General features: G+C 65.9%; 20 protein-coding genes. 7 read left to right on the top strand and 13 right to left on the bottom strand.

Annotation, left to right across the window (positions count from 1 at the left end):
• Window positions 1–3: 3 nt before the first annotated feature.
• Together IG171_RS09730 and IG171_RS09725 are read right to left on the bottom strand one after the other, a co-directional pair.
• Window positions 4–1,035, bottom strand: a complete 1,032-nt coding sequence (locus tag IG171_RS09730; RefSeq protein ID WP_212127281.1) for an iron-siderophore ABC transporter substrate-binding protein — start codon at window positions 1,033–1,035, stop codon at window positions 4–6.
• A 70-nt stretch (window positions 1,036–1,105) separates the two neighbouring features.
• Window positions 1,106–1,930, bottom strand: coding sequence for an ABC transporter ATP-binding protein (locus IG171_RS09725; protein WP_212127280.1), 825 nt, complete (start codon window positions 1,928–1,930; stop codon window positions 1,106–1,108).
• Between the two features lie 210 nt (window positions 1,931–2,140).
• On the opposite strand from IG171_RS09725, the gene IG171_RS09720 reads away from it, so the two are divergent.
• Genes IG171_RS09720 through IG171_RS09710 form a run of 3 tightly spaced genes read left to right on the top strand, consistent with a single transcriptional unit; the run spans window position 2,141 to window position 6,157 of the window.
• Window positions 2,141–3,274 (top strand): metallophosphoesterase, encoded by a 1,134-nt coding sequence (locus IG171_RS09720; protein WP_212127279.1) that lies wholly within the window; start codon window positions 2,141–2,143, stop codon window positions 3,272–3,274.
• Window positions 3,271–5,883 carry an AAA family ATPase gene (locus IG171_RS09715; RefSeq protein WP_212131436.1) on the top strand — a complete coding sequence of 871 codons (2,613 nt, stop codon included), beginning with the start codon at window positions 3,271–3,273 and terminating at the stop codon, window positions 5,881–5,883. Before IG171_RS09720 ends, IG171_RS09715 begins: the two co-directional genes overlap by 4 nt.
• A 40-nt stretch (window positions 5,884–5,923) precedes the next feature.
• The gene (locus IG171_RS09710; RefSeq protein WP_212131435.1) at window positions 5,924–6,157 is read left to right on the top strand and encodes a hypothetical protein; all 234 of its coding nucleotides are present in this window, start codon (window positions 5,924–5,926) and stop codon (window positions 6,155–6,157) included.
• Window positions 6,158–6,184: 27 nt separating this feature from the next.
• Here IG171_RS09710 and IG171_RS09705 read toward each other — a convergent pair whose 3' ends face one another.
• The 4 genes from IG171_RS09705 to IG171_RS09690 are packed head-to-tail and all read right to left on the bottom strand — an operon-like array spanning window position 6,185 to window position 11,036.
• Entirely contained in the window at window positions 6,185–7,924 is a 1,740-nt protein-coding gene (locus IG171_RS09705; RefSeq protein ID WP_212131434.1) for an AMP-binding protein, read from the bottom strand.
• A 51-nt stretch (window positions 7,925–7,975) separates the two neighbouring features.
• Window positions 7,976–9,178 (bottom strand): acyl-CoA dehydrogenase family protein, encoded by a 1,203-nt coding sequence (locus IG171_RS09700; RefSeq protein ID WP_212131433.1) that lies wholly within the window; start codon window positions 9,176–9,178, stop codon window positions 7,976–7,978.
• An 11-nt stretch (window positions 9,179–9,189) separates the two neighbouring features.
• The gene (locus IG171_RS09695; RefSeq protein WP_212131432.1) at window positions 9,190–10,005 is read right to left on the bottom strand and encodes an SDR family NAD(P)-dependent oxidoreductase; all 816 of its coding nucleotides are present in this window, start codon (window positions 10,003–10,005) and stop codon (window positions 9,190–9,192) included.
• The gene (locus IG171_RS09690) at window positions 10,002–11,036 is read right to left on the bottom strand and encodes a phosphotransferase family protein (protein WP_212131431.1); all 1,035 of its coding nucleotides are present in this window, start codon (window positions 11,034–11,036) and stop codon (window positions 10,002–10,004) included. Before IG171_RS09690 ends, IG171_RS09695 begins: the two co-directional genes overlap by 4 nt.
• Window positions 11,037–11,210: 174 nt before the next feature.
• Here IG171_RS09690 and IG171_RS09685 point away from each other — a divergent pair, with 174 nt between their 5' ends.
• Window positions 11,211–12,182, top strand: coding sequence for an NADPH:quinone oxidoreductase family protein (locus IG171_RS09685; protein WP_212131430.1), 972 nt, complete (start codon window positions 11,211–11,213; stop codon window positions 12,180–12,182).
• A 13-nt stretch (window positions 12,183–12,195) separates the two neighbouring features.
• Here the strand turns inward: IG171_RS09685 and IG171_RS09680 are convergent, their stop codons facing one another.
• From IG171_RS09680 to IG171_RS09650, 7 genes are all read right to left on the bottom strand, one after another.
• The gene (locus tag IG171_RS09680; RefSeq protein WP_212131429.1) at window positions 12,196–13,362 is read right to left on the bottom strand and encodes an acyl-CoA dehydrogenase family protein; all 1,167 of its coding nucleotides are present in this window, start codon (window positions 13,360–13,362) and stop codon (window positions 12,196–12,198) included.
• A 511-nt stretch (window positions 13,363–13,873) separates the two neighbouring features.
• Window positions 13,874–15,253: an MFS transporter gene (locus tag IG171_RS09675; RefSeq protein WP_249204261.1), complete on the bottom strand. Its 1,380-nt coding sequence runs from the start codon at window positions 15,251–15,253 to the stop codon at window positions 13,874–13,876.
• A 307-nt stretch (window positions 15,254–15,560) separates the two neighbouring features.
• Window positions 15,561–16,298, bottom strand: a complete 738-nt coding sequence (locus tag IG171_RS09670) for a DeoR/GlpR family DNA-binding transcription regulator (RefSeq protein WP_212131427.1) — start codon at window positions 16,296–16,298, stop codon at window positions 15,561–15,563.
• A 26-nt stretch (window positions 16,299–16,324) separates the two neighbouring features.
• Window positions 16,325–17,371, bottom strand: a complete 1,047-nt coding sequence (gene pdxA / locus IG171_RS09665) for a 4-hydroxythreonine-4-phosphate dehydrogenase PdxA (protein ID WP_212131426.1) — start codon at window positions 17,369–17,371, stop codon at window positions 16,325–16,327.
• Window positions 17,368–18,777 carry a four-carbon acid sugar kinase family protein gene (locus IG171_RS09660; RefSeq protein WP_212131425.1) on the bottom strand — a complete coding sequence of 470 codons (1,410 nt, stop codon included), beginning with the start codon at window positions 18,775–18,777 and terminating at the stop codon, window positions 17,368–17,370. Before IG171_RS09660 ends, pdxA begins: the two co-directional genes overlap by 4 nt.
• Entirely contained in the window at window positions 18,774–20,258 is a 1,485-nt protein-coding gene (locus IG171_RS09655; RefSeq protein ID WP_212131424.1) for an SLC13 family permease, read from the bottom strand. The genes IG171_RS09660 and IG171_RS09655 overlap by 4 nt, the downstream gene beginning before the upstream one ends.
• Before the next feature lie 301 nt (window positions 20,259–20,559).
• Window positions 20,560–21,621 carry a 2,3-butanediol dehydrogenase gene (locus IG171_RS09650; protein WP_212131423.1) on the bottom strand — a complete coding sequence of 354 codons (1,062 nt, stop codon included), beginning with the start codon at window positions 21,619–21,621 and terminating at the stop codon, window positions 20,560–20,562.
• 177 nt (window positions 21,622–21,798) lie between these two features.
• On the opposite strand from IG171_RS09650, the gene IG171_RS09645 reads away from it, so the two are divergent.
• From IG171_RS09645 to IG171_RS09635, 3 genes are all read left to right on the top strand, one after another.
• The gene (locus IG171_RS09645) at window positions 21,799–24,042 is read left to right on the top strand and encodes a heavy metal translocating P-type ATPase (protein ID WP_212131422.1); all 2,244 of its coding nucleotides are present in this window, start codon (window positions 21,799–21,801) and stop codon (window positions 24,040–24,042) included.
• Between the two features lie 552 nt (window positions 24,043–24,594).
• Entirely contained in the window at window positions 24,595–24,819 is a 225-nt protein-coding gene (locus IG171_RS09640) for a hypothetical protein (RefSeq protein ID WP_212131421.1), read from the top strand.
• Between the two features lie 68 nt (window positions 24,820–24,887).
• Entirely contained in the window at window positions 24,888–25,388 is a 501-nt protein-coding gene (locus IG171_RS09635) for a hypothetical protein (protein ID WP_212131420.1), read from the top strand.
• Window positions 25,389–25,402 lie beyond the last annotated feature (14 nt).

Below are 25,402 nucleotides of genomic sequence, written 5' to 3'. Positions count from 1 at the left end.
GGACTACTTCGTCAGGGCGTCGACGTAGACGTCGAGGGCCTGTTCGGCGGACTTGGGCCCACCGAAGGTCCAGATGCCGGCCGGGAACGCGTAGGTGCGATCGTCCTTGACGGCGGGGATGTTCGCCCAGATGTCGTTGCTCTCCAGCAGCTCGACGTAGTCCTCGGACTCGGGATCGTCGGTGCCGGTGTAGAAGAGGTTCGCGTCGCCGACCTTCGAGATGCCCTCGACGTCGGTCTGGCCCAGACCGTAGGCCGGGTCGACCTCGCCGGTCCACGCGTTCTTCAGACCCAGCTCCTCACCGAGCTCGCCCAGCAGCGATCCCTGGCCGAAGGGGCGGATGGCGACGTTCGAGCCGTTGACCCACCCGTCGAAGTAGACGAACTCCTCGGTGGCCACATCGGCCTCGGCGAGGGCCTCCTTCGACTCGCTGACCTTGGCGTCGAAGTCGGCGAGAACGGACTCGGCCCGCTCGGTGCGTCCGGTCGCCTCGGCGACGGTGGCGAAGGTGTCCTTCATATACTTCACGGGATCCTCGGCGTCGGCCCCGGCCATCGCCATGACCGGTATGTCCTGGTCCTCGAGCTGACCGACGATCTTGTCGTCGCGGTTCGTCGTCTCGATGATCACCAGGTCCGGGTCGGCCGAGAGAATCGACTCGACATTGGGCTCCTGGCGGGTGCCGACGTCCGTGGTTCCCTCGGGCAGGTCCTCCGCGGTGTCCCAGGTGGTGAAGCCCTTCGCATCGGCCACGGCGACCGGGTCGACGCACAGGGTGAGGAGATCCTCGGTGTACTGCCATTCGAGGGAGACGACCTTCGCCGCCGGTTCGTCGAGCGAGATCTCGTGACCGGTGTCATCGGTGACGGAGACCGGACCCGTCGAGGCGCTCGTCTCCTCGGCACACGATGCCGACGCCGTCGACTGCGTCTGCGCATCGGCTTCGGTGTCGGTGGTTCCGCACCCGGTCAGGGCGAGAGCGCAGATCGCGGTCGCCGAGGTCAATGCGGCAATGGACAGGCGTGTCCTGGTCATGGTCTTCCTTCTGTCGGTCGATCGTCGAAATGGTGCAGGGTGGGCGAGTGCATCGGTCCGTCTCCGCGGTTCAGCTCGAGGCGGCGGCTCGTCGGGTCCGCCGATGCAGGGCCTCGACCCTGACCAGCCCCGTGTCCTCGTCGATGCGGGTGGTCATGGGCAGCCCGTAGACCTCGCTGAGGACATCGGCGGTGAAGACGTCCTCGCAGGTGCCGACCGAGCGGATGCGGCCCCGATCGAGCAGGACCACGTGGTCGGCCACCGCGGCCGCATGTCCGAGATCGTGGAGGACGACGCCGACGGCGATGCCGTGGTCATCGGCGAGTTCGCGCATGAGGTCGAGGATCTCCGCCTGGTAGCGCAGGTCGAGGTGATTCGTCGGTTCGTCGAGCAGCAGCACACCGGTGTCCTGGGCCAGGCAGGTCGCCAGCCAGACACGCTGCAGCTCGCCGCCGGAGAGCTGATCGACGGGCCGATCGGCCATCCGATCGGTGCCGGTCAGCTCGAGCGCACGGGTGATGGCCGTCCGATCGGCGTCGGTGAGAGCGGCGAAGCGTCTGCGGTGCGGGTGGCGGCCGTAGGCGACGATCTCGCGGACGCTGACGCCGGACGGATGCGGACGGGACTGGGACAGGAGCGTGACGTTGCGGGCGAATTCCTTGGCGCTGAGAGCGCTCGAGGCCGTCTGCGCACCATCGGTGCTGACGACCACGTCACCGGAGGCGATCGGATGGAGACGGGCCAGGGACCTCAGGACCGTCGACTTGCCCGAGCCGTTGGGACCCAGCAGCGCCGTCACCGCCCCCGGGGTGATGGACACGCTCACGTCGTGGACGACCGGAGTCCGGTCGTAGCCGAGAGTGAGGTCGGTGGCAGTCAGAGCAGCGGAGTTCACAAATGCTTAGCCTAACCTAATGACGGCCGCCCGGTCGCGCACTTGAGATGTCGTTGCCGGAGCGATCGGCCGATGCGCTCGCCCTAGGGTGGTGTTCGCCCAGGTGAGGGTGCCGCCGACGGTGTGATGTGTGATGTGCGCCACTGATGTCGGTGCCGACGTATATGGTGGCACTCGACCGTAGGATGGGAATGTCATGAGGAGGAGCAGATGAGATTCATCGCCACGGGGGACTGGCAGCTGGGCATGACCGCGCACTACCTCAGCCAGGAGGCCCGCCCGCGGTTTCACCGTGCCCGACTCGACGCCGTCGCTCGCATCGGCGAAACGGCCGCTGCGAAGGGCGCGGACTTCGTCCTCGTGTGCGGGGACGTCTTCGAGACCAACCAGCTCGACCGGGCGATCATCGCCCGCACCTTCGAGGTCCTCGCCTCCTTCACCGTTCCCGTCGTCCTGCTCCCGGGCAACCACGATCCGCTGGACGCCTCGTCGATCTATGACTCCCCGGCGTTCGTCTCCCGCGTGCCCGCCCATGTCCATGTGCTCAGAGACAGCGAACCGTTCGAGCCCGTCCCCGGCGTCGAGGTCATCGGGGCCCCGTGGTTCTCCAAGCACCCGCAAGGCGACCTCGTCGCAGCGGCGACGACGGACCTCGCCGAGGTGACCCCCGGCGCCGTGCGCATCATCGCCGGCCACGGTGCCGTGAGCGTCCTCGACCCCGACAGGGAATCCCTGGCCACGATCGACACCGACCGTCTGCGGACCCTGCTGCGCGAGGACCGGGCCCAGTTCGTCGCCCTCGGCGACAGGCACGCGACCTATGAGGTCGCCGAGAGGATCTGGTACCCCGGGGCACCGGAGGTGACCTCGCGGCGAGAGGACGACCCGGGCAACGTCCTCGTCGTCGACATCGATGAGGACACGCATGAATGCCTGGTCGAGAAGATCACGGTCGGCACCTGGGCCTTCTCGGTCATCGAGGCCGATCTCAACTCGGCCGCGGATGTGGCCGAACTCGAACAGCGGATGAACTCTGTGGCGGATAAGGACCGGACCGCGCTCTGGCTCATCCTGCGCGGGACCCTGCCGACGGCTGCGAAGGCCCGCCTCGACGAGGTCCTCGACCATTTCACCGATCTGTTCGCCCTCGTCTCCCTATGGGAGCGACACATGGATCTGGCCGTCATCGCCGCCGATGAGGACTTCGCCGATCTGGGCCTGAGTGGATATCTGCAGGACACGCTCGATGAGCTCTCCGCCCGTGCCACGGCCGACGACGAGACGGCGACCACCGCCCAGGACGCCCTGGGCCTGCTCTACCGATTCGCCAGGAGCGGTTCATGAGACTCCATTCCATCACCCTCGTCGACTACCGCGGCATCACGGATGCCACCGTCGACTTCGGCTCCGGCGTGACGATCGTCGAAGGCCCGAACGAGATCGGCAAGTCCTCGATCCACCAGGCCATCACACAGCTGCGCACGGACAAGGCCGGGTCGCGGAAAGCCAGCGTCAAGGACACCCAGCCGGTCGGCTCCGATGTCGGACCCCAGGTCGAACTGCACCTGAGCACGGGAGAGTACGAGGTCCGGTACCGCAAACGCTGGCTGAGGCAGCCCTTCACCGAGCTGAACATCCTGAAGCCCGTCCCTGAGCAGATCAGCGGCGACGAGGCCCACGAACGGTTCCTCAGCATCCTCGACGACACCATCGACGTCGACCTGCTCGACGCCCTCGACGTGGCCCAGGGCAGAAGCCTGGCCCAGGCGCCGCTGGCCGAGATCAAAGCCCTGCACGGAGCATTGAATGAATCAGGGGAGGAACCGGCCGATCATGACGCCTTCCTCGACCGGGTCGAGACCGAGTACCTGAAGTACTTCACGGCCAAGGGCAAACCGACGGGGGAGCTGAGGAAACTCGCCGAGGAGCTTCCGGCCGCCGAGGAACGCTTCGGTGAGCTCGACGAACGCAGCAGGGAACTCGACGCCTTCGTCGACAGACATGCGCGAGCCACCGAACGGCTGGAGTCCGTGCGTGCCCAACTGAGTTCGGCCGTCACCGAACTCGACGAGGTCGAAGAGGCGGCGAAGGCGGTGTCCGGACTGCGGACCGAACTCGACCGGGCGGTGGAGCTGGCCGAATCGGCGGGACGCGAACAGCAGAGAGCCGAGGAGGCCAGGGACCGCAGGCTCGCCCTCGTCTCCGAAGCGACCGCTGCCGAGGAGACGGTGCAGGCAGCCGAGGAGGCGCTCGATAAGCTCGTGGCCTCCCAGCGGGAGCGCGACGCCGACTTCTCCGCGGCGAAGAAGGCGCTCGAAGCGAAGCAGACCGAGCTCGACCGGGCCCGCGCGGATGCGAAGTCCGCCTCCGCCGCACTGGCTCAGGCCCGTGCCCGCCGAGAAGTCAGCGAACTGCGCAAGCGCTTGACGAACATCCGCGAACAGGAACGCAGAGCGGTCGAAGCGCAAGCGACGATCGAGTCGATCACCGTCAGCGCCGAGGACGTCGAAGGCTTGAGCGATCTGGTCACCGAAGTGCGCATCGCGGAGAATGCGAGGACCGCAGCTGCCGCCCAGATCGTGGCCCGGCGGCTCGGCGACACCGAAGTCAGCGTCGATGGGACGGCCCTCCCCGACGACACTGCGGAGGAGTTCGCCGTCGTCAAGGACATGAGGGTCCACATCGACTCGGTCGTCGACATCACCGTCCGCCCCGGCCAGTCCCCGGCCGAACTCGACCGAGCCGTCGAATCGGCGCAGGCCGACCTCGATGCCGAACTGGAGCGCCTCGGCGTCGAATCCCTCGACCAGGCACGTCACCGAGCCGAAGAGCGCGCCAGTGCCGAGGCGGTGCTGGCGGAGGCCAACTCGACCCTGCGCGTGCTCATCGGCAGCGATGATCGGGCCGAACTCGATACCGCACTGTCACGAGCCGAGCACCTGGCGGGAGAATCTGCGGAATCGAGTGAGCCGGGGACGGAACCGGCCGGGATCGACGAGCTCGAAACCGCTGTCGAATCGACCGCCGCAGCCGTCGATGCCGCACAGGAGGCCGTCGACACCGCGCGAGAGGCTCTCGAGCGCTCTCGGACCAACCGGGACGAGGCTCGGGTGGCAGCCGTTCGGGCGCAGACGACCCACGAACAGGCGACGACGACAGCGCAGAATCTGAACGCGCGCCTGGCCGCCGACCGGGAGTCGAACTCCGACGAGTCGCTCGACGAGCGCGTGACCGAGGCGAAGGCTCAGGCACAGGAACGCGAAGAAGCCGTCGCCTCGGCCCGCGCGCGGTATCAAGCCTCTGATCCGGAGACCTTGGAGATGCGGCTGCAGAACGCCCGCGGGCTTCTCGAGAGCAAGCAGAAGCAGCAGGAATCCGACCGCCAGGAGGTCGACCGGCTGGCTGCGCTCATCGACGACCGTGCGGGGGAGGGCATCTACGACAAGCTCAAAGACGCAGAGGAGACACTGGAGTCCCTGCGCTCGCGGTTGACTCGCCTGCGCCGGCAGGCCGATGCGATCGGGCTGCTGCGTGAGACGGTGCTCGCCCACAAGGAAGAGGCCCAACGGAAGTACGTGGCCCCGTTCAAAGAACAGATCGAGAGGCTGGGGCGAGTGATCTTCGGCCAGGATCTGTCGGTCGAGATCTCCGAAGACCTCGAGATCGTCTCGCGCACACTCAACGGACGGACCGTGGCCTTCGACTCACTGTCCGGCGGGACGAAGGAGCAGCTGGCACTGATCGGTCGGCTCGCCGTGGCGACTCTGGTCGATGAGAGCTCAGGCGCCCCGGTCATCCTCGACGACGCATTCGGCTTCGCCGATGAGAAGCGGCTGGCCGCTCTCAATGTCATCCTCGGCAATGTCGGTCGGAACGCGCAGGTCATCCTGCTCACCTGCCAGCCCGGTCGCTTCGGGGCCATCGGCGGCGCCGAGACCGTGAGCCTGGCATGAGCGTTCCGGCCGACAAGGAGGCATGAGCTGACGTGGAGCCATGACTGAGGGAACCTACAAGGATGAGGTCATCGTTCGCTGCACCCGGGGAGGGCACTACAGGACGCGGTGGCTCCCATTGGTGTCAGTCAAATCGATCCGTCTGGGCGTCTATCGCCTGCAGCGCTGTCCGGTTCACCAGCGCTGGGAGATGACGAGCATCGTCGAAGACGAGGACCTGACACCCGAGATCCTCAGCGAGGCCGACCGTTATCCCGCCTCGCGGATACCCTGACCGGCAGCAGACCTGCCGACGGCCAGCTCATTCGGCAGACGCCGCGGCTTCTCCGGCTGTCGTCGCCTTCCTGGCCGAGGCGGCCGCCTCCCGCGCTGCCTCGGCGGCTTCGACCGCCTCGGCGCGGATGGTCCGGCGCAGGATCTTGCCCGAACTCGTCTTCGGCAGCTGATCGATGAACGTCACCCGATGGGGAGCCTTGTACGAGGCGAGACGGGCACGGCAGAAGCTCATGATCTCCTCGGCGTCTGCCTCGGCGTCCGGATGCAGGGTGACGAAGGCGGCGACGTCCTCGCCGCGGTACTCGTCGGGGATGCCGACGACCGCGACCTCCTGGACGGCCGGATGGGTGTAGAGGACGTCCTCGACCTCACGGGGCCAGACCTTGAAGCCGGAGGCGTTGATCATGTCCTTCTTCCGGTCGACGATGAACAGCCACCCGTCTTCGCGCATGAATCCGACATCTCCGGTGCGCAGTTCGCCGTTCGGGATCTGCTCGGCGGTGGCCTGCGCATTGTTGAGGTACTCGCGTACGACCTGAGGGCCGGAGACCGCGACCTCACCGACTTCGCCCGGCCCGACCGGTTCGCCGTCGTCGTCGAGGATGCGGATCAGGACGTCCGGCTGGGGAAGGCCGCAGGCGAGGTTGCCGCTGTCGGGATCCACGGGTGCCTGGAATCCGTGCGGGACGGTCGCGACCTGAGCGCAGGTCTCCGACAGTCCGTAGCCCTGGCCGACGTAGATGCCCGCACGCTGCTCGAACTTCCTGACCAAGCCCTCGGGCAGCGGCGCACCGCCGGACATCAGGGACTTGAACGAAGCGAACTTCTCGGCGTCGAAATCAGGGTGGGCCATCATCGCCGTGTAGACGGTCGCCGGTCCGGCCATGTACGCCGGCTTCTGCTCATCGCACAGCGCGATGAGCGAACCCGGCTCGAACCGATAGTTGAGGATCAGCCGCGCCCCACCGGCAACGGCGGCGAGGAACTGGCAGATGAATCCGGTGATGTGGAACAGCGGGGCGAGGGAGACATAGCCGTCGCCGGGCCCGAGCACCGAATTGCGCAGGCAGTACCGTGAATTGCTCGAGACGTTGGCGTGGGTCGCCGCCGCGCCCTTCGAGCGGCCCGAAGTCCCCGAGGTGTACGCGATGAGCGCGAGGTCATCGACGGCCGGTGAGTGCGGGGTGAAGTCGGTGTCGAGGTGATCGCGGGCGGCCGTTTCGAAGTCCGGGAGACCGGGCACCTCCGGCAGCGCTTCGAACATCGAGAAGATCGCCTCGGGCCCGTCCGTCTGGAAGCTCCGATCATCGCTGAGGACGACGAGCGGAAGCCCGGTCGCATAGTTCTCGACCCGATCGAGATAGGCGGCCTTCGAGACGATGAGGCCTGTGACCTGCGCATCGGTGAAGATGTGTTCGAGCTCGCCGCGATACATGGGGTTGAGCGGGACGACAGCGCCACCGGCCTTCCAGATCGCATAGGTCGAGATCGCGAAGGCGGGTGTGTTCTGCTCGTAGATGCCGATCCGGTCTCCGGGCCTGACCCCCTGCTCTGCGAGGAAGGCGGCGAAGGCAGTCGACCAGCGGTCGAACTCCTTCCAGGTCAGCGTGAAACCGTAGTAGCTGATGGCCTCCGCGTCTCCGCGGGCCTCAACGGTCGCGGCGAGGTCGGCCAGAGGGGTGGAGTCCTCGAGCACATAGGGTTTCTGGGCGACCTCACCCAGCGTTGCGATCCATGGTCGTGTCTCGAACCAGCTGTTCGTCATTGAACATCCTCTCTCGTGTGGTGCTTCTTTGAAGCGGGCGGGCCCTGTCCGTCAGCGGTGCTTCTTGATCTCGTTGCGCGCGATGGAGCGCCTGTGCACTTCGTCGGGGCCGTCGGCCAGGCGCAGAGTGCGCATATGAGCCCAGAACCTCGCCAGCGGAAAGTCGTCGGTGACACCGCCTCCGCCGTGGATCTGGATCGCCCGATCGAGGACCTTGAGCGCCATCGAGGGGGCGACGACCTTGATCTCGGCGATCGCGTTCTTCGCGACCTTGTTGCCGTACCTGTCCATCATGTCCGCGGTGTGCAGGGTGAGCAGTCGGGCCTGGTCGATCTCGATTCGGGACTCGGCGATCCAATCCTGGATGTTCGCCCGACTCGAGAGCTTCTCCCCGAAGGTCACCCGCTCCTCGGCGCGCTTGACCATGAGCTCGAGGGCCCGCTCGGCGACTCCGATGGCGCGCATGCAGTGGTGGATGCGCCCGGGACCCAGTCGTGCCTGACTGATGGCGAAGCCTTCGCCCTCACCCTTGAGCACGTCCTTGAAGGGCACCAGCACATCCTCGAAGACGATCTCGGCGTGGCCCTCTCGGTCGGCATAGCCGAAGACGGGCAGATTGCGCACCACCCTCACTCCGGGAGCATCGATGGGCACGACGAGCATGGACTGCTGACGGTGCACCTCGGCGGTGGGGTCGGTCTTGCCCATGACGATGAGCACGCGGCAGTTCGGGTGCATGCCGTTGGAGGCGAACCATTTCCGCCCGTTGAGCAGGAAGCCCTCTGCTGTGCGTTCCATGCGCATCTCGACGTTCGTGGCATCGGAGCTGGCCACATCCGGTTCGGTCATCGCAAATGCCGAGGCCATCGTGCCCTCGAGCAGCGGGCGCAGGTACTTCTCCTTGTGCTCATCGGTGCCGAAGAGGGTGAGGACCTCCATATTGCCCGTGTCCGGAGCATTGCAGTTGATCGCCTCGGGGGCGATCTCGATGCTGCGGCCGGTGATCTCGGCCAGCGGGGCGTATTCGAAGTTCGTCAGACCCGGGCCCCACTCCGGATGCGGATGGAACAGATTCCACAGTCCCTGCCTCTTCGCCTCCGCCTTGAGATCCTCGAGGACCGGCGGCTGCGTGTGCGGACTGGCCGTGGCCGCCATCTGTTCGGCATAGACGGGCTCGGCAGGGTAGACGAACTCGGCCATGAAGGCGTTCAGCCGATCCTGGTATTCACGGCCGCGTTCGGTGGTCTCCAACACGTGCATTCTCCTCACTGCTCGTTCAAACGGGACTGATAGCGGGACATTCCGCGAAGCCAACGATCGTAGTCGCTGCCCTTCATGCGGTACATCTCGAGGACTTCGGGGTGGGGCAGGATGAGGAACTCCTCGCGCTCCACCGCATCGACGACGACGGCGGCGACCTCGGCGGGTTCGAGGACCGAGCCGGCCTGTGTCACGGCCCGTTGCGCCCCGCCGTCACCGGCGGCGGAGTCCAGCAGGTTCGTGTTCACTCCCATGGGGCAGACCACCGAGGCCCGGATGCCCTCGTCCCGGTAGGTCACCGACAGCCATTCGGCGAAACCGAGCGAGGCGTGCTTGGTCACCGAGTACGCCGCCGAACCGATCTGCGTCAGCAGCCCTGCGGCCGAGGAGGTCGCGACGAAATAGCCGGACCCGGCCTCCTGCCAGCGGGGGATGAGCAGCTGGGCGGCGCGGACATGGGCCCGCAGGTTGACGTCGATGATCGCATCCCAGTCGGCATCGGAGTCCCCGAGCATGGCCGGACCGATGACCCCGGCGTTGGCGAAGTACATATCGACCCCGCCGAGGCGGCCGTCGGCGAAGGAGACGAGCTCGCCGATGCCTGCGACCGAGGCCGCGTCCCCGATCCAGGCGTGAGCGCGCGGCCCATCGCCATCGGAGGCCGCCGGATGATCCGAGGCCAGGCGCTGTGCGGTCTCGGTCACGGAGGCGGACAGATCGGCGAGGACGACCGAGGCGCCACGGGTGATCAGCTCGGCGGCCAAGGCTGCGCCGATGCCACCGGCGGCGCCGGTGACGATGATCCGGGCGCCGTCGATCATGCCTGCTCCAGCAGGGTCAGCGCCTGCTGCGCGAGATTTTCCACACCGGCACCGGCGACCTCCGGATCGAGGTCGAGATCGCCCATCTTCCCGGTCGCGAGCCGGGTGTAGACGCCTTCGCGGATGCAGGCGAGCTTCCACATCGCGAAGGCCGAGTAGTAGCCGACGTCGTGGACTTCGTGGCCGCTGACCTCCTGGTAGCGGGCGATCAGCTCATCGGTGGCAGGGAAGCCGTCCTCGACAGTGGGCACCCAGATGCTCGTGTACTCCTCGGGCACGGTGAGCATGGCGATGAAGTAGCCGAGGTCGGTGAGCACCTCACCGACGGCGGTCAGCTCCCAGTCGACGACGGCGTTGACCGACCCGCTGTCCGAGAAGATGAGGTTGTTGGGTTTGAAGTCCCCGTGGGCGATCCCCACCGGGCTGCCCGCGGGATCGGGCATCGACTTCAGCAGGACGTCGTGGACTTCGTGGATCATCGGAGTCTCACGCATCGCGATCTGCTCGACCTGGCCGAGCCACCGTCGCAGCTGGCGTTCGATGAGGCCTCCGGGTCGACGCAGATCGGCCAGACCCACCTCGTCGATGTCGACGGCATGGATGGCGGCGAGGGTGTCGATCATGCCGAACGCACAGGAGCGCTTGTCGTCCGGTCCGGGCCCGTCGGGGATCCGCGCCCAGTCCTCGGCCGTGTTGATCGCGAACCCCGGGCAGTGGTCCATGAAGACGAAGGGCACGTCGAGGACCTCGGCATCGTCGACGATCTCGAGCACGTTCGGCACCGGGACCGCACTGTCGGACAGGGCCGCCATGATCCGGCCCTCACGGGCGACATTGTGGGCGCTGCCGCCCTCGTGGCCCAGCGGCGGGCGACGCAGCACCCAGCGCGGACTGCCGTCGACGGTGATGGTGAACGTGAGGTTCGACCGACCGATGGACATGACTTCGACATCGAAGTCGTCGATCCCGAATCTCTGCTCGATCCATCTGCCGATGCTCTGCGCGTCGAACCCTGCCGGTGTCTGTGTCATCCTTGACCTTCCCGAGTGAACAATCGTTCAGTAGAATTCACAGTATTCAAGACCAGCAGGGGAGTCAAGCCATGGAAGTGATCCCCGTCACCGTGGCGGATGTGATAGGGATTGGTCCATCGCCGCTGTGAGGCGATCATCGGTCGCCGGCCCGACAACGACAGTGAGGACATCATGAAAGCCATTCGCGTCACTGCTCTGACCGGTCCCGACGATGTCGAACTCGCCGAGGTGGAGCGCCCGAGCCCCGGCCCCGAGCAGGTCCTCATCGAAGTCGCCTGCGCGGGTGTGACCTTTCCCGAACTCCTGCAGACCCGGGGCTTGTACCAGACGAAGCACGAGCTGCCCTTCGTCCTCGGCTCCGAGGCCTCGGGCATCGTCGCCGAGGCAGGACCGGGCTCCCGGTTCTCCGTCGGTGACCGGGTCGCCGCGATCACCGGAGTCGGCACCTTCGCCGAATACCTCGTCGCCGATGACGCGTCGACGATGGCTCTGCCGGACACCGTCGGTCTCGCCCAGAGCGCTGGCATACCGATGAACGTGCTCACCGCGGACTTCGCCCTCCGGGTGCGCGCCGGCGCCCGACCCGGGCAGAGCGTGCTCGTCCACGGTGCCGCCGGCGGCCTGGGGTCGGCTGCGGTGCAGGTGGGCCTGGCCATGGGCCTCGAGGTCGTCGCGGTCGTCTCGACCGAGGCGAAGGCCGAAGCGGTGCAAGGCCTCGGGGCGACGCATGTGGTCAGGGCCGATGGCTTCAAGGATGCGGCCAAGGAGATCTGTCCGCGCGGGGTCGATTATGTCTTCGATCCGGTCGGAGGTGATCGTTTCACCGACTCCACCCGTGTGCTCGCGCCGTTCGGGCGTCTGCTGGTTCTCGGTTTCACCGCCGGCGAGATCCCCTCGATCAAGGTCAACAGGCTGCTGCTGAAGAACATCTCGGTCGACGGAGTGGCCTGGGGCGCTGCGACCCTCGGCGACCCCACTCTCATCGCCAGGCAGTGGGAGGCGCTTCGGGAACACGTCGCCGCCGGCAGGCTGAGTCCGCTCATCCACGCGAGGTATCCGCTGGCCGAAGCCGCCTCGGCGATCAGGGAGCTCGACGATCGCTCCGTGATGGGCAAGGTCGTCCTCGACGTCGCGGATCAGTGATCCCCGGCAGGTCTCAGCGTTTGCGGTGGCGCTTGGCGATGTCGCGACCGATGAGCTCCTTCATGACCTCGTTCGCGCCGCCGAAGATCGCCTGGATGCGATTGTCCTTGTAGGCGCGGGCGATGGGGAACTCGAGCATGTAGCCGTAGCCGCCGAAGAGCTGCAGGCAGCGGTTGACGACCTCGATCTCGAGGTCGGACCCGAGGTACTTGGCCTTCGCCGCGTCCACCGCGGTGAGCTCACCGTCGTTGAGGGCCAGTGCGCAGCGGTCGATGAATGCCTCGAAGGCGTCGACGCGGGTCTCGAGTTCGGCGAGTTCGAAGCGAGTGTTCTGGAAGTCGCCGATCGTCTGACCGAAGGCGGGGCGTTCGAAGACGTACTCGGCCGTCCACTCCAGTGCCGCCCGGGCGGCGGCCAGGGAGCCCGAGCCGATGAGGAGGCGCTCGGTGGGGAGGTTGACCATGAGGTGGATGAAGCCCTGGTTGAGTTCGCCGAGGAGCGCCTCGGCCGGCACGCGGACGTCGGAGAACGAGAGTTCGGCAGTGTCCTGGGCGTCCATGCCGAGCTTCTTGAGCTTGCGGCCCTTCTCGAAACCGGGCGCGTCGGCGTCGACGATGAACAGCGAGGTGCCTTGAGAGGGCTTCGCCTCGAAATCGGTGCGAGCGACGACGATGACGAAGTCGCAGTGGATGCCGTTGGTGATGAAGGTCTTCGCCCCGTTGATGACCCAGTCGTCGCCGTCGCGAACGGCTTTCGTCGTAATGTTCTGCAGATCCGAGCCGGCATTCGGCTCGGTCATGGCGATCGCGCCGATCATGTCACCCGAGGTCAGCCCGGTCAGATACTTCTGCTTCTGAGCCTGAGTGCCGAGTTCGATGAGGTAGCCGGGCACGATGCCGTCGGACACGCCCCAGCCGCTGGTGGCCGCGCTGACCCCGCGGCGGGCGATCTCCTCCGAACGGATCATCTCGAACCGGAAGTCCGCGACTCCGCTCCCGCCGAACTCCTCGGGGATGGATATGCCGATGATTCCCGACTGGGCGGCGCTGCGCCACATCTGCCGATCGACGAGGTGGTCCTCCTCCCACTGCTCGAAGTGCGGCACGACCTCACGGTCGAGGAAGGCCGCGACCGAGCTTCGGAAGGCCTCGTGGTCGTCGTTGTACAGGTTCCTCTTCATCGGATCCGTCCTCTTCTGAGCTCTCGATCGCTGCTGTTCGGGCCGATCGCCGGTCCGCGGCGTCTGCGCGGCCCCTGTGACTGAAAGTTTGTTCAGTCTGACATTCTCGACAGAGACTATCAACACAGACTGCAAGCGTGAGGCAGCCGGTGCTGACTGCGAACGAAGCGGAGGAAGAGGCGGGTGTGGGCGATCAGGCGAACCGGACTGCGCGTTCGCGCGGGAGCTCTTCGGGCCCGAGGCCACGAAGAGGCCGGGCTGCGACGCGGTGTTCACCGTGGTCTTCGCCAGTATGTGCGGTGTGGCCGTGACCTGCACATTCTCCTGTCGCGACCCCGCGGAGAGCCGAGGATCTCGACCGTTCGGGACCTGCTCTCGGTTGCAGAGGACCGGCTGTGAGGTCACACAGCCGGTCCTGTCGGCGAGGGGCATCCGAAAGCGGTCACGCGATTCCGGGAGAGGCGGTCACTCGGTCCCGAGACAGGCTGTCACTCGGTCCCGAGACAGGCGGTCACTTCGAGCCGGAGAGCGCGGCTTCATCGAAGACGATGTCCGCGCCCGTCTCGGGCAGGCCGGCTCCTCTCAGCGAGGCGCCGTTCGTCTCCTTCATGAACAGGGCCGCAATGAAGCCGATGAGGCAGGCGCCCATGATGAAGTAGGCGGGGACGATGGTGTTTCCCGTCGCGCCGGTGATCGCCTCATTCGCCGAGGGGGCGGTGCCGCCGAAGAGAGCGGTCGAGACGTTGTAGGAGATCGCGAAGCCGGAGAAGCGCACGGGGCCGGGGAACATGGCTGGGAAGGTCGCCGAGATCGTCGAGATCTGCGGAATGTAGAGGATCCCGAGCACTGCCAGCCCGATCAGTGCCCAGACGAATCCGCTGGCCATGAGCATGAACATCGGGATGGCCGCGACGAACAGGCCGATGAGCGAGAAGAACCACATCGGTCGGCGGCCCAGCTTGTCCGAGAGCATGCCTCCGAAGGGGATGAGCAGCATCATGAAGGCCTGAGCCAGGAACATCACGGTCAGCGAGGCATTCGCTCCCATTCCGACGGGGCCCTGCAGGTAGGAGGGCATGTACGACAGCAGCGTGTAATTGACGACGTTGACCGCCACGACCATTCCGCCGAGGATGAGCAGCTGCTTCCAGTAGTCGGAGAAGAGGGTGCGGAAGACGTCCTTGACCGACTTGTCCTGCTTGGTCTCGTCGAGCTCTTCGTAGACCGGCGACTCGTCGAGCTGGGTGCGCATAAAGAGGCCGACGACGCCGAGCACACCTGCGAAGATGAACGGGACCCTCCAAGCCCAATTCATCATCGCCTGTTCACCGAATCCGAGCTGGAGCAGGAGGACGAAGAGGGAGCCGGCGGCCATTCCGGCCAGAGTGCCGAATTCGAGGAAGCTGCCGAAGAACCCACGCCGCCGATCGGGAGCGTATTCGGCCATGAAGGTCGCGGCGCCTCCGTACTCGCCTCCGGAGGAGAATCCCTGGATGACGCGCAGCAGCACGAGGATGATCGGGGCTGCGACGCCGATCGTGGCATAGCTGGGCAGCAGAGCGATGCAGAAAGTCGATCCGGCCATGAGGAGGATGGTCAGCGCCAGCACCCGTTTGCGGCCGAGCCGGTCTCCCATCGGCCCCCAGACGATTCCGCCCAGCGGACGGAAGATGAAGGAGACGGCGAAGGTCAGCAGGGCGAGGAGCTCGCCGTGGCTGCCGGGGAAGAAATGCTGGGTGATGTAGACGATCGAGACGGCGTAGAGGCCGTAGTCGAACCATTCGGTCGCATTGCCGAGGGCCGAAGCGGTGACCGCTTTGCGCACCGTCCCGAGATCGGGCTCGGCCGGGGATGATGGTATCGCGGATCCTGAGGTATCGGGGATGCTCATGAATTCCTCCATTTATGCGGACCACCTGGTGGTGGGCCTTGTTGCGAACCGGATCCACGGTACGAGCCTGCGTTCAGGCTCTCAATGTGAAAATCGTGTCAAATCAACGGCGTGTCTCTGTTGGATTCGTCTCGAAGTGGGCTTCTGACCAGGAGGAATGTTCTCTGGAGTGACCTCAGAGGTGACAAGTTTTCTTCACAGGGAACAGCGAAGTTATCGTTACGGGAATACGGTTGACAGAAAGTCGATTCGGTGACTGAATTTGATCGTTTCTGATCGGCGGGTATGATTCGGGCTCGATCGCTTCTTAAGCGCCTTTCCGGCCCTGTGTCCGCTCTCCGTTCTCGTCGATCCAACTCCACCCGCTGGGCAGCGGCGCCCAGGCTGCGACCTCGCGGTCTTCTTTGGAGCTGTCGGCGAGTACGACGACGTCTTCGGCCCGGTCGGCGATGAGCTCCTTGGTCCGCGCCTCGTCGAGAGTCGGCTCGCCCAAACCCTGAGCGACGTTGACCGCATCGGCACCGAGGAATGCGATGTCGACGTGTACGCGGGTGAGGGCATGGTCGGACAGTGCGCCGGTGGTCCCGTGGGAGAGGGTCGAGACCTCACCGCCGACCATGACGACCTTCGGTCCGTCGGCATGGGCAAGAGTCAGCGCGATCTCGAGACCGCGCGTGATGACGGTGAGGTCGCTGCGGTGCCTGATCCTCTCCGCTAAACGCACTGTCGTCGAACCGGCGTCGAGGAAGACTGTGCGCACCTTGGGTTCGTCGAGACGTTCGAGGGCCCGGGCGGCGATGGCGTCCTTGGCTTCCGCCTGCTGCTCCATCCTCTCGCCCAGCGGTGGTTCGGTATATCCGGCAGCGGCTGCTCCGCCGATGGTGCGGATGATCTCGCCGGCCGCGGCCATGTCCCGCAGATCCCGGCGGATGGTCGACTCGGAGGTCTCGAGTTCGACGGCCAGCCTCGAAATGCTCCACGAACCGGTTTTGAGCAGGCCCTGAATCGCTTCGCGACGTCTCTGTGTGCCGGAACGGATCGCCATGAGTCTCCCTTCATTCGGCCTCGGCTCTACTTCGGCATGTACTCCGCGCGGATGCCGTCGACGAACGGAGCATAGCCGATGGCTGCCCGATAGGCCGAGCGCATCGTGCCGGCATCGGCGATTCCCTGCCCGGCGATGTCGAAGGCGGTGCCATGATCGACCGAGGTCCGCAGGATCGGCAGACCCACTGTCACGGATATCGTTCCATCGAAGTCGAAGGTCTTCGAGGCGATGTGGCCCTGGTCGTGGTATTGGGAGAGAACGCCGTCGAACCTGCCGGACAGCCCCTGATGGAAGACCGAATCGGCGGGGATCGGTCCCGCGACCTCGAAGTCTCCTGCAGCATTCACCCGCTCGACTGCGGGGCGCAGGATCTCGATCTCCTCATCGCCGAAGGCTCCGTTCTCACCCCCATGGGGATTGAGCGCTGCGACGGCCAACCTCGGCGAGGCGACTCCGTACAGCTGCAGGGCGCGGTGGGCTCGTTCGATCGAATCGACCTGCGTGTCGACAGTGAGCGCGTCGATGGCCTTGCGCAGTGACATGTGGCGGGTGGCGAAGAAGACCTGCAGCTTGTGGTCGGGTGTCTTCGTGTTCTCGACCACGAACATCGTGTCCTGCTTCGACACCCCTGTCAGCTCGCCGAGCATCTCCGTGTGACCCAGGTGGGCAGAGCCCGACTCCCAGACCGCCTCCTTGTTGATGGGACCTGTGACGATGCCGGCGACCTGCTGTTCCATGGCCGCCTTCGTCGCGACCTCGATCGCGGTGACTGCCGCTCGGCCCGCCCGTGCGTCCACGACGCCCCAGTCGGGCAGGTCGTTTCCGAGCACGCCGATGTCGAATACGTCGATGACGCCCTCACCGGCCGACGGCGTCGACCAGTCCGTGATCGTGCGCAGCTCGACGTCGAGGCCGAGGACCTCGACCGCACGTCTCATCACCGATTGATCGGCGACAGCGATGCCATGCTGATCGTCGCGGCTGGCGAATTCCGAGAGCACCTGAGCGGTGATCTCCGGTCCGATTCCCACCGGATCGCCGACGGTGACGGCCAGTGCTGGTGCGGTCATTTCATTCTCCTCTTCTGCGGGTGAGCTGGTGCGGATGCGGTCCGGAGGTGATCGAGACACCGGGCGGCGGTCTCGGCATCGCCGATCAGCCCTCCCTTGGTCACGATCGGCAGGCCGTCGGCGAGACCGCCTGCGAGACGACCGCCCACGGCCAAGGGGATGATCTCCTTCTCCACTTCGAGGCCCTCGGCTCCGAGAGCGCGCATGACCATGGCGGTGACGTCCCCGCCGGTGGTGTAGAGGCCGCTGACGGCGATCGACTCCATCACTGCCGCTGCGATCTGACCCAGGCGTTGGGTCGTCAGCCTCGACTGGTCATCGGTGAGGTCGAGCAGATCACCGGAGTCGAGGACGGTGGCGACGATGATCGCTCGGGCCGAGGCAGCTTTCCGTACCCGAGCGAGCGTGGCTTCGATGTCGGGCAGATTCTCTCGATCGAGGACGGTGCGGATGACAGCGACGCGGGGATCTTCGGCGAGGGCGGCCAGCTGAGCACGCGTGACCTCAGTGGCGGATCCCGAGATGCCGAGGATCGTGCTGTACGGCCGGGGCGGCAGCAGGGCACGGGCCAGAGAGAGGCTGCCCGGTCCCGGATCGATGCTGACCCAGTCGAGCAGCTGAGCGTTGTTCAGCCCGGTCCGTGTCAGGATCCCATGGGCGGATGAACCGCCCGCCGGGTCGGCGATCTCCTCGGTGATTTCGGCGACGGCCTGCCCGACGAGGTCGATGTGCTCGGGCGTCAGCGCATCGGCGATGATGACATCGGCTCGATCGGAGATCGCCTGGCACAGCATCTCACGGATGGCCTCCCGTCCATCGAGGATCGTGGACAGATCGATGAGACGGCAGGAGAGTCCGGTGCCTGAGGTCAGGATGGACTCGACATCCGATGTGCGCACGGGGGAGCGGACGTCTCGGGCCAGTTCAGTGTCTTCGAGCAGTCGCCCGTCAAGCAGCTGTCGCCCCTGGACGGTGGTCCGGCCTGCGGTCGGGAAAGCGGGTATGCACAATCCCATGACGAGTCGGTCTCGTCCGCCGGCGGACTCGATGCTCCTGCGACGAGCGGTCAGAGCCGCCTCGGCGGTGGCTCCGACATTGCCCCGCAGGGTGGTGTCGATTCGGCAGGAGACGAGATCGGCCTCCCCGGCGGCGGAGATGACTGCCGTAGTGAGCTCGGCGGCCTCATGGCCTGCCAGATGGCGGGATTCGGCATTGACCACGACCACGTCGTGGTCGGTGAAGAACCGTCCGAGGGGCTCAGCCGGATTCGGTGTGCTGAGCGTGATCGTGCGCAGTCCTGCCTCCGCGAACAGGGCCCCGCAGGCGTTGCCTCCGGTGAAGTCGTCGGCGACGACAAGGATTCGCGGATTCACCTGGTGCCTGCCAGTGGCGGTGTGAGTGCTCATACGATGAGATCGAGGACGAACAGCAGAGGCAGCGAGCAGATCCACACTGCGGTGGTGATTCCGGACCAGCCCTTGATCGCATGGATGCCGTCGAGCCCGGCGAATCGAGTGACGACCCAGAAGTAGGAGTCGTTGAAATAGGAGAAGACCATCGAGCCGGCTGTGCAGGCCATGACCGCTACGAGCGGATCCAGTCCCAGCGGTGCGATGAGCGGCGCCGTGACCGAGGCAGCGGTGATCATCGCGACCGTACCCGACCCCTGGGCGATGCGGACGAGGGAGGCGATGAGGAACGGCACAAGGAGGGCTGGCAGGCTGATCGAGGCGATCGCCTCGGCGAGAGCGTCACCGACGCCGGACTCACGCAGTACGAGTCCGAAGCTTCCGCCGGCACCGGTGATGAGCAGGATGAGTCCGGCCGAGGCCGCCCCGTCGGCGAGCCATCCCTGCACCGAGTCGCGGGAGGTCATGCGCGGAAGCAGAGTATAGACGGCGAGGACGAGGCCGATGATCAAAGCGACAACGGGGTTGCCGAAGAAGGCCAGCGGAGCGACCCAGGCCGAAGGTTCGTACGCATCGCCGGAGAGCTGCCCTTGGGCGTCCTTGTCGATCGCGGTGCCGACGGTATTGGCGACGATGAGCAGCAGCGGCACGATGAGGGGGAGGAAGCCGAGGAAGGCGCCGGGGCGCTTGGTGCTGTCGGTGGCCGGGGTGGCCTCAGAGCGGTCCGATTCGTCAGCGGTCGACGAAGATGTTGAGTCGTCTGCAGAGCCGGAGCCGCCGGAGAGACCGGGCGCGCTGCCGACTTCTTTCTGCGAGGCAATGGAGCCCGTGTAGACGTCGTGCCTGACCTGTGCGTTGAGCGCCGGTTCGAGCTTCGGCCCGATCCACCGGGCATAGACGATGACGACGGGCAGGAGGATGACGGTGAAGACGAGGCCGGCGAGGATGACGCCGCCGAGATCGGCGCCGAGGATGCCGGTGGCAGCCAGAGGGCCCGGGGTCGGTGGCACCATGTGGTGGGTCAGTGTCATGCCGCAGCCCAGTGCCAGGGCCAGAGTGACATAGCCGCCTCTCTTCACCCGAGCGATCGACCGGGCCAGCGGATTCATGATCACGTAACCGGAATCGCAGAAGACCGGGATGGACACGAGCGAACCGACAGTGCCCATCGCCCAGGGTTCGCGGCCCTTGCCGAAGGCTCGGAGGAAGGCCCTGGCGAGTGAGTCAGCGGCGCCGGAGACCTCGAGGATCTTGCCGATGCCGACACCGAGCCCGATGACGATACCGATGCTGGCCAGTGTGTCGCCGAAACCGGTGGTGATGGAATCGACGATGGAGAGCAGATCTTGGCCGGCGACGATGCCGGTGACGATGGATGCCAAGAGCAGAGCGATGAAGGCGTCGAGCCGGGTGGCCAGGACGATGACGACGATCGTCGCGATCCCGGCAACGAGCGCCAGTATGAGTTGCAGGTCCATGGGGTCCTCCACAGTGAGGCCGGCTCGAGGCAGAGCCAGGGTTGGGCGGTTCTCGGCTGCGGTCTGGCCAGTCGACGCATGAAAGCGCACGGACCAGACTCTTAGATGAACAGTATGAGCAAGTATTGCGCATACATGAACATTTATGCAATGTCTGTGGAGGCGGCTGGGTGTTTGGGCGATTTCGCGGGAGAAGAGTGTAGGAACGACCGCTTGAAACCGCCGAAGAATTTCGTCATTCTTCTCCCGCGAAATCGCCAGCGTGGTTCTCCGGCTCCTCATGTCGGAGCCGTCCCGGTGCTCAGGCTCGCGGGTCGACGATGATCTTCACGTGCTTCTCGTTGTTGTCGATGAGCTCGTCGAATCCGCCGGTGATGAGCTCGTCGAGACCGATTCGCGCGGTGATGAATGCCGACAGGTCGATTTTGCCGCTTTCGGCGAGTTCGATCGTCGCCGGGTGGTCGTCTGAATAGCCGATCGTTCCGCGCAGGTCGATCTCCTTGAGGACGAGCTTCGGCATGTCCACTTCTGGTTTGTGGCCCCAGATCGAGACGTTGACGATGACGCCGCCCGGGCGGACCGCGTCGAGGAGCATATCGAGGACGACCGGCACCGAGGAGCACTCGAAGCCGACATCGGCACCTCGGCCGCCTGTGCGCTCGCGGACGGCCTCCGCGACGTCGCCGTCGCGGGGATCGAAGACCTCATCGGCGACTCCGGTCGACAGCGCCATCGACTTCCTGGCCTCGGAGAGCTCGGAGATGTAGACGGTGAGGCCTTCGGCCTTGAGAACGGCTGCGGTGAGCAGTCCGATGGGGCCGGCGCCGCCGACGATCGCGATCTGACCGGATTGCGCCTGGGAGCGGACGTAGGCGTGATGGGCGACCGAGAGCGGCTCGATGAGCGCGGCCTGGTCGAGCGGAACGCCCTCGATCGGATGCACCCAGCGCCGTTGCACCACGATCTTCTCGGCAAGGCCGCCTCCGCGACCGCCGAGGCCGATGAAGTTCATGTCCTTGGACAGCTGGTAGCTCTGTCCGATGCTGGTGTCGACGTCATCGGCGATGATGTAGGGCTCGACGACGACGGTCTGGCCGACCTCGAGGTCGGTGACGCCTTCGCCGAGGGCGGTGATCGTTCCTGAGAATTCGTGGCCCATTGTCACCGGAGCCGACTCCCCGGAGATCGGGTGCGGATGGCCTGCGGGTGGGACGAAGATCGGCCCCTCGAGATACTCGTGCAGGTCGGTGCCGCAGATTCCGCACCATGCGACATCGATCGCGACTGTGCCCGGGAGCAGTTCGGGCTCGGGGATGTCCTCGATCCTGATGTCCTGGCGGTCGTAGAAGCGTGCTGCTCTCATGATTCCTCCTTCGAGACGGTGGAGAGCCGCGGGTCGGCGGATCCGGATGGAACGTCGGTGGTCTGTCACAGCGGCTCCTTCGATCACAGTACGACGCGATGTTGAGAGTTGCTTCGGATCGCACAGTGGCAGGGATCACCGTTGAAACATACCCTATGGGGGTATAGATTGATGGTTATGGAACCGTATGAGACTCACCGGCATCAGGGCGCTGAAGCGGTCACAGATGCTCAGCGCGAACACTCCGATCAGTCCGGCCACGAAGCCCACGACGATCACGTGGACCACGACGATCACGTGGACCACGACGATCACGTGGACCACAACGGACATCCTGGCCACGACGATCACCTGCGTCATGCTGATCACTCGGAGCACTCGGGCCATGAGGAGCACTCGGGCCACGCTGGGCACTCGGGCCACGGCGGTCATGCCCATCACGTGGCGCAGTTCCGGCGCCTGTTCTGGATCATGCTCATCATCGCCGTCCCCGTGGTCGCCTTCAGCCCGATGTTCGGTCACCTCCTCGGCTATGAGGTCCCCGATACGGGGGTGCTCGGCGTCCTCCGTTGGCTCTCGCCGATCCTCGGCACGGTCATGTACTTCTGGGGCGGCAAACCTTTCCTGACCGGCGGCCTCGACGAGATCAAGGGCCGCAGCCCAGGAATGATGCTGCTCATCGCCTTGGCCATCACTGTCGCCTTCCTCTCCTCCTGGGGCTCCTCGCTCGGGCTGCTGGACCCCCAGCTCGACTTCTGGTGGGAGCTGGCCCTGCTGGTCGTGATCATGCTCGCCGGTCACTGGATGGAGATGCGATCACTGGCGCAGACCACCTCGGCGCTGGACAGCCTCGCCGCGCTCCTTCCCGATGAGGCGGAGACGGTCGTCGACGGTGAGACGGTGAGCGTGCCCCCGGACGACCTCGAAGTCGACGACATCGTCCTGGTCAGGCCCGGCTCCGCGGTCCCCGCCGATGGCCGGGTGATCGACGGGTCGGCGAGCATGGACGAATCCATGGTCACCGGCGAGTCGACGACTGTGCGCCGCAGCGAGGGCGACGCCGTCGTCGCAGGAACCATCGCGACCGATTCGGGCCTGCGGCTGCAGATCACGGCCACCGGCGATGACACGGCGCTGGCCGGGATTCAGAAGCTGGTCTCCGATGCGCAGAATTCGTCCTCGCGTGCTCAGCGGATCGCCGACAGGGCATCGGCGTGGCTGTTCTGGTTCGCACTCGGGGCAGCGGTCATCACGGCGATCGTCTGGTCGCTGCTCGGCATGCCGGACTCCGCTGTCGTGCGCACGATCACCGTCCTCGTCATCGCCTGTCCCCATGCCCTGGGCCTGGCGATCCCGCTGGTGGTCTCCATCGCCACCGAGCGCGCCGCCCGCGCCGGAGTGCTCGTCAAGGACCGCCTGGCGCTCGAGACGATGCGCACGGTCGATTCCGTGCTCTTCGACAAGACGGGCACCCTGACCATGGGCGAACCGACCGTCACCGGTGTCGAAGCGCTCGAGCGTAGCGAGGGCGAAGTGCTCGCCCTGGCCGCCGCGGCCGAGGCCGACAGCGAACATCCCTTGGCTCGCGCCATCGTCCGTGCGGCCGAAGAGCGAGGACTCGACGTGCCGTCTGCCGCCGACTTCTCCTCTTCGCCTGCGGTCGGTGTCAGAGCCGAGATCAACGGATCCACGGTCGAGGTGGGTGGTCCCAAACTGCTCGAGAAGCACAGTGCCTCCGAAGTCGCCGCTGCCGATCGGTGGCGCAGCGAGGGCGCCATCATCCTGCACGTGATCGAAGCAGGAGCGGTCATCGGCGCGCTCCGTCTGGCTGATGAGATCCGCCCGGAGTCCCGCGATGCCGTCGACGCCCTGCATGCCCTGGGCGCGCAGGTGGTCATGATCACTGGGGACGCCGAGGCAGTGGCCCGGTCGGTCGCCGCTGAGCTCGGCATCGATCGCGTCTTCGCCGGCGTTCACCCCGCAGACAAGTCCGCGAAGGTGAGCGAACTGCAGAACGAGGGCAGCCGGGTTGCGATGGTCGGAGACGGGGTCAACGACGCACCCGCACTGGCACAGGCCGATGTCGGCATCGCCATCGGCGCCGGGACGGATGTGGCCATCGGTTCGGCTGGAGTCATCCTCGCCTCCGACGATCCGCGGTCAGTCCTGTCGATCGTCGAACTCTCGCGCGCGACGTACCGGAAGATGAAGCAGAACCTGTGGTGGGCCGCCGGGTACAATCTGCTGTCCGTGCCTCTGGCGGCGGGAGTCCTCGCACCGATCGGTTTCGTCCTGCCGATGAGCGTGGGGGCGATCCTCATGTCGCTGTCGACGATCGTGGTCGCTTTGAATGCCCAGCTGCTGCGTCGCCTTGACCTGGCACCTGAGGTCTCCGTCCAACGAGTCGGCCAGGGCAGGTGAGGAGTCGGTGAAGGCGAGGACACGGGCCAGAGCTCGTGGCCTCGCCGGCTCCGGGCCGACCGGCAAGATGGCGACAGCCGGATGGAATAGGCTGGACTGATGCTCTGCCGCTGATGACGGGGCGCTGACTGAGGAGTCCATGATGCCGTTCGGCCCAGACGTGTCGCTGTCTGCCGGGCCGGCGGCGGATGAGTTCGTCCTCCGCCCCATCACCGCCGCCGATGCCCGACTCGACTGTGAAGCCGTGATGGACAGTCGCGAGTATCTGCGTCAGTGGGAGCAGTCGACCTGGCCGGAAGACGATTTCACGGTCGCCGACAATCAGAGCGACCTCGTCGACCTCGAACGATGGAACTCCGAGAACCTCGCATTCACCTATACGGTCCTCGACCCGAGCGAATCCCGATGCCTCGGCTGCGTGTACATCCTTCCCCGGACGCGACGTTCCTCAGCCGCAGCGAGTTCAACCCGACAGCCGAAGGCGCGGGGGAGTGGTCGGACATCGACGCGGCCGTCTGTCACTGGGTTCGCAGGCGGGAGATGGACGCAGGGATGGATGCGAACGTGCTGACCGAACTGGGAGAATGGATCCGACAGGAGAGGGGATTCGACCGCATCGTATTCGTCACGAACGACCAGTTCGGAGCACAGACGGACCTGTTCCAGCGATTCGGGTTCGGCCGGGAGTTCAAGGACCGCCAGCCCGACGCCGAAGGGACTCACTTCGGCTGCGGCCCACAGGCTTCGAAAGCGAAGCCGATGAGCACACAGCCCTGAAGGGGCTCGCTCCACAGTCGCCTGACCCGAGATGAGAGCAGGTGCCGGACGCCGATAGGCTGAGGCCCATGAAGTCCGTTGCGAAGCTCGTTCCAGCCTTCTCGATTGCCGCGATCTTGGCACTCGGTGCCTGCAGCAGTGAGGCGCCCGATGCTCCCGAGCCCGAATCCGAACCCGTTCAGACGCTGCAGGTCGTCGAGCGGGGCTTCGACCAGCCGGAGGCGCTCGCCGACTACCTGTCCGAGTCCCTCGACGAGGTTCAGGTGCGTCTCGAGTCCGAATCCAACCCGGACTACGACGAGGACGTCGACGCCGACCGTCTCTACGTCGACTTCGCCTCCGCGGGCAAGACCGACGAGGATATGGAGGCCACCGCAGCAGTCGTGCAGACGGTGTCGCAGGCGACCTTCGACTTCGACGTCCTCATGGTCACCGGAGACGGCTCGGCTGGTGAATGGTCATATCTCTACAACCCGCGGACCATCGACGAACTCACGCAGGGTGGGCAGATCACCGTGTCCGAGGTTTGGGATGCGGCAGAACAGGACTTCGACACCATCCACCGCTGATGACGCCGTCGAAG

Source organism: Brevibacterium sp. SMBL_HHYL_HB1 (genome assembly GCF_018208375.1).
GTDB classification, from domain to species: Bacteria; Actinomycetota; Actinomycetes; order Actinomycetales; family Brevibacteriaceae; genus Brevibacterium; species Brevibacterium intestinavium.
This window is presented reverse-complemented; position numbering and strand designations above follow the sequence as displayed.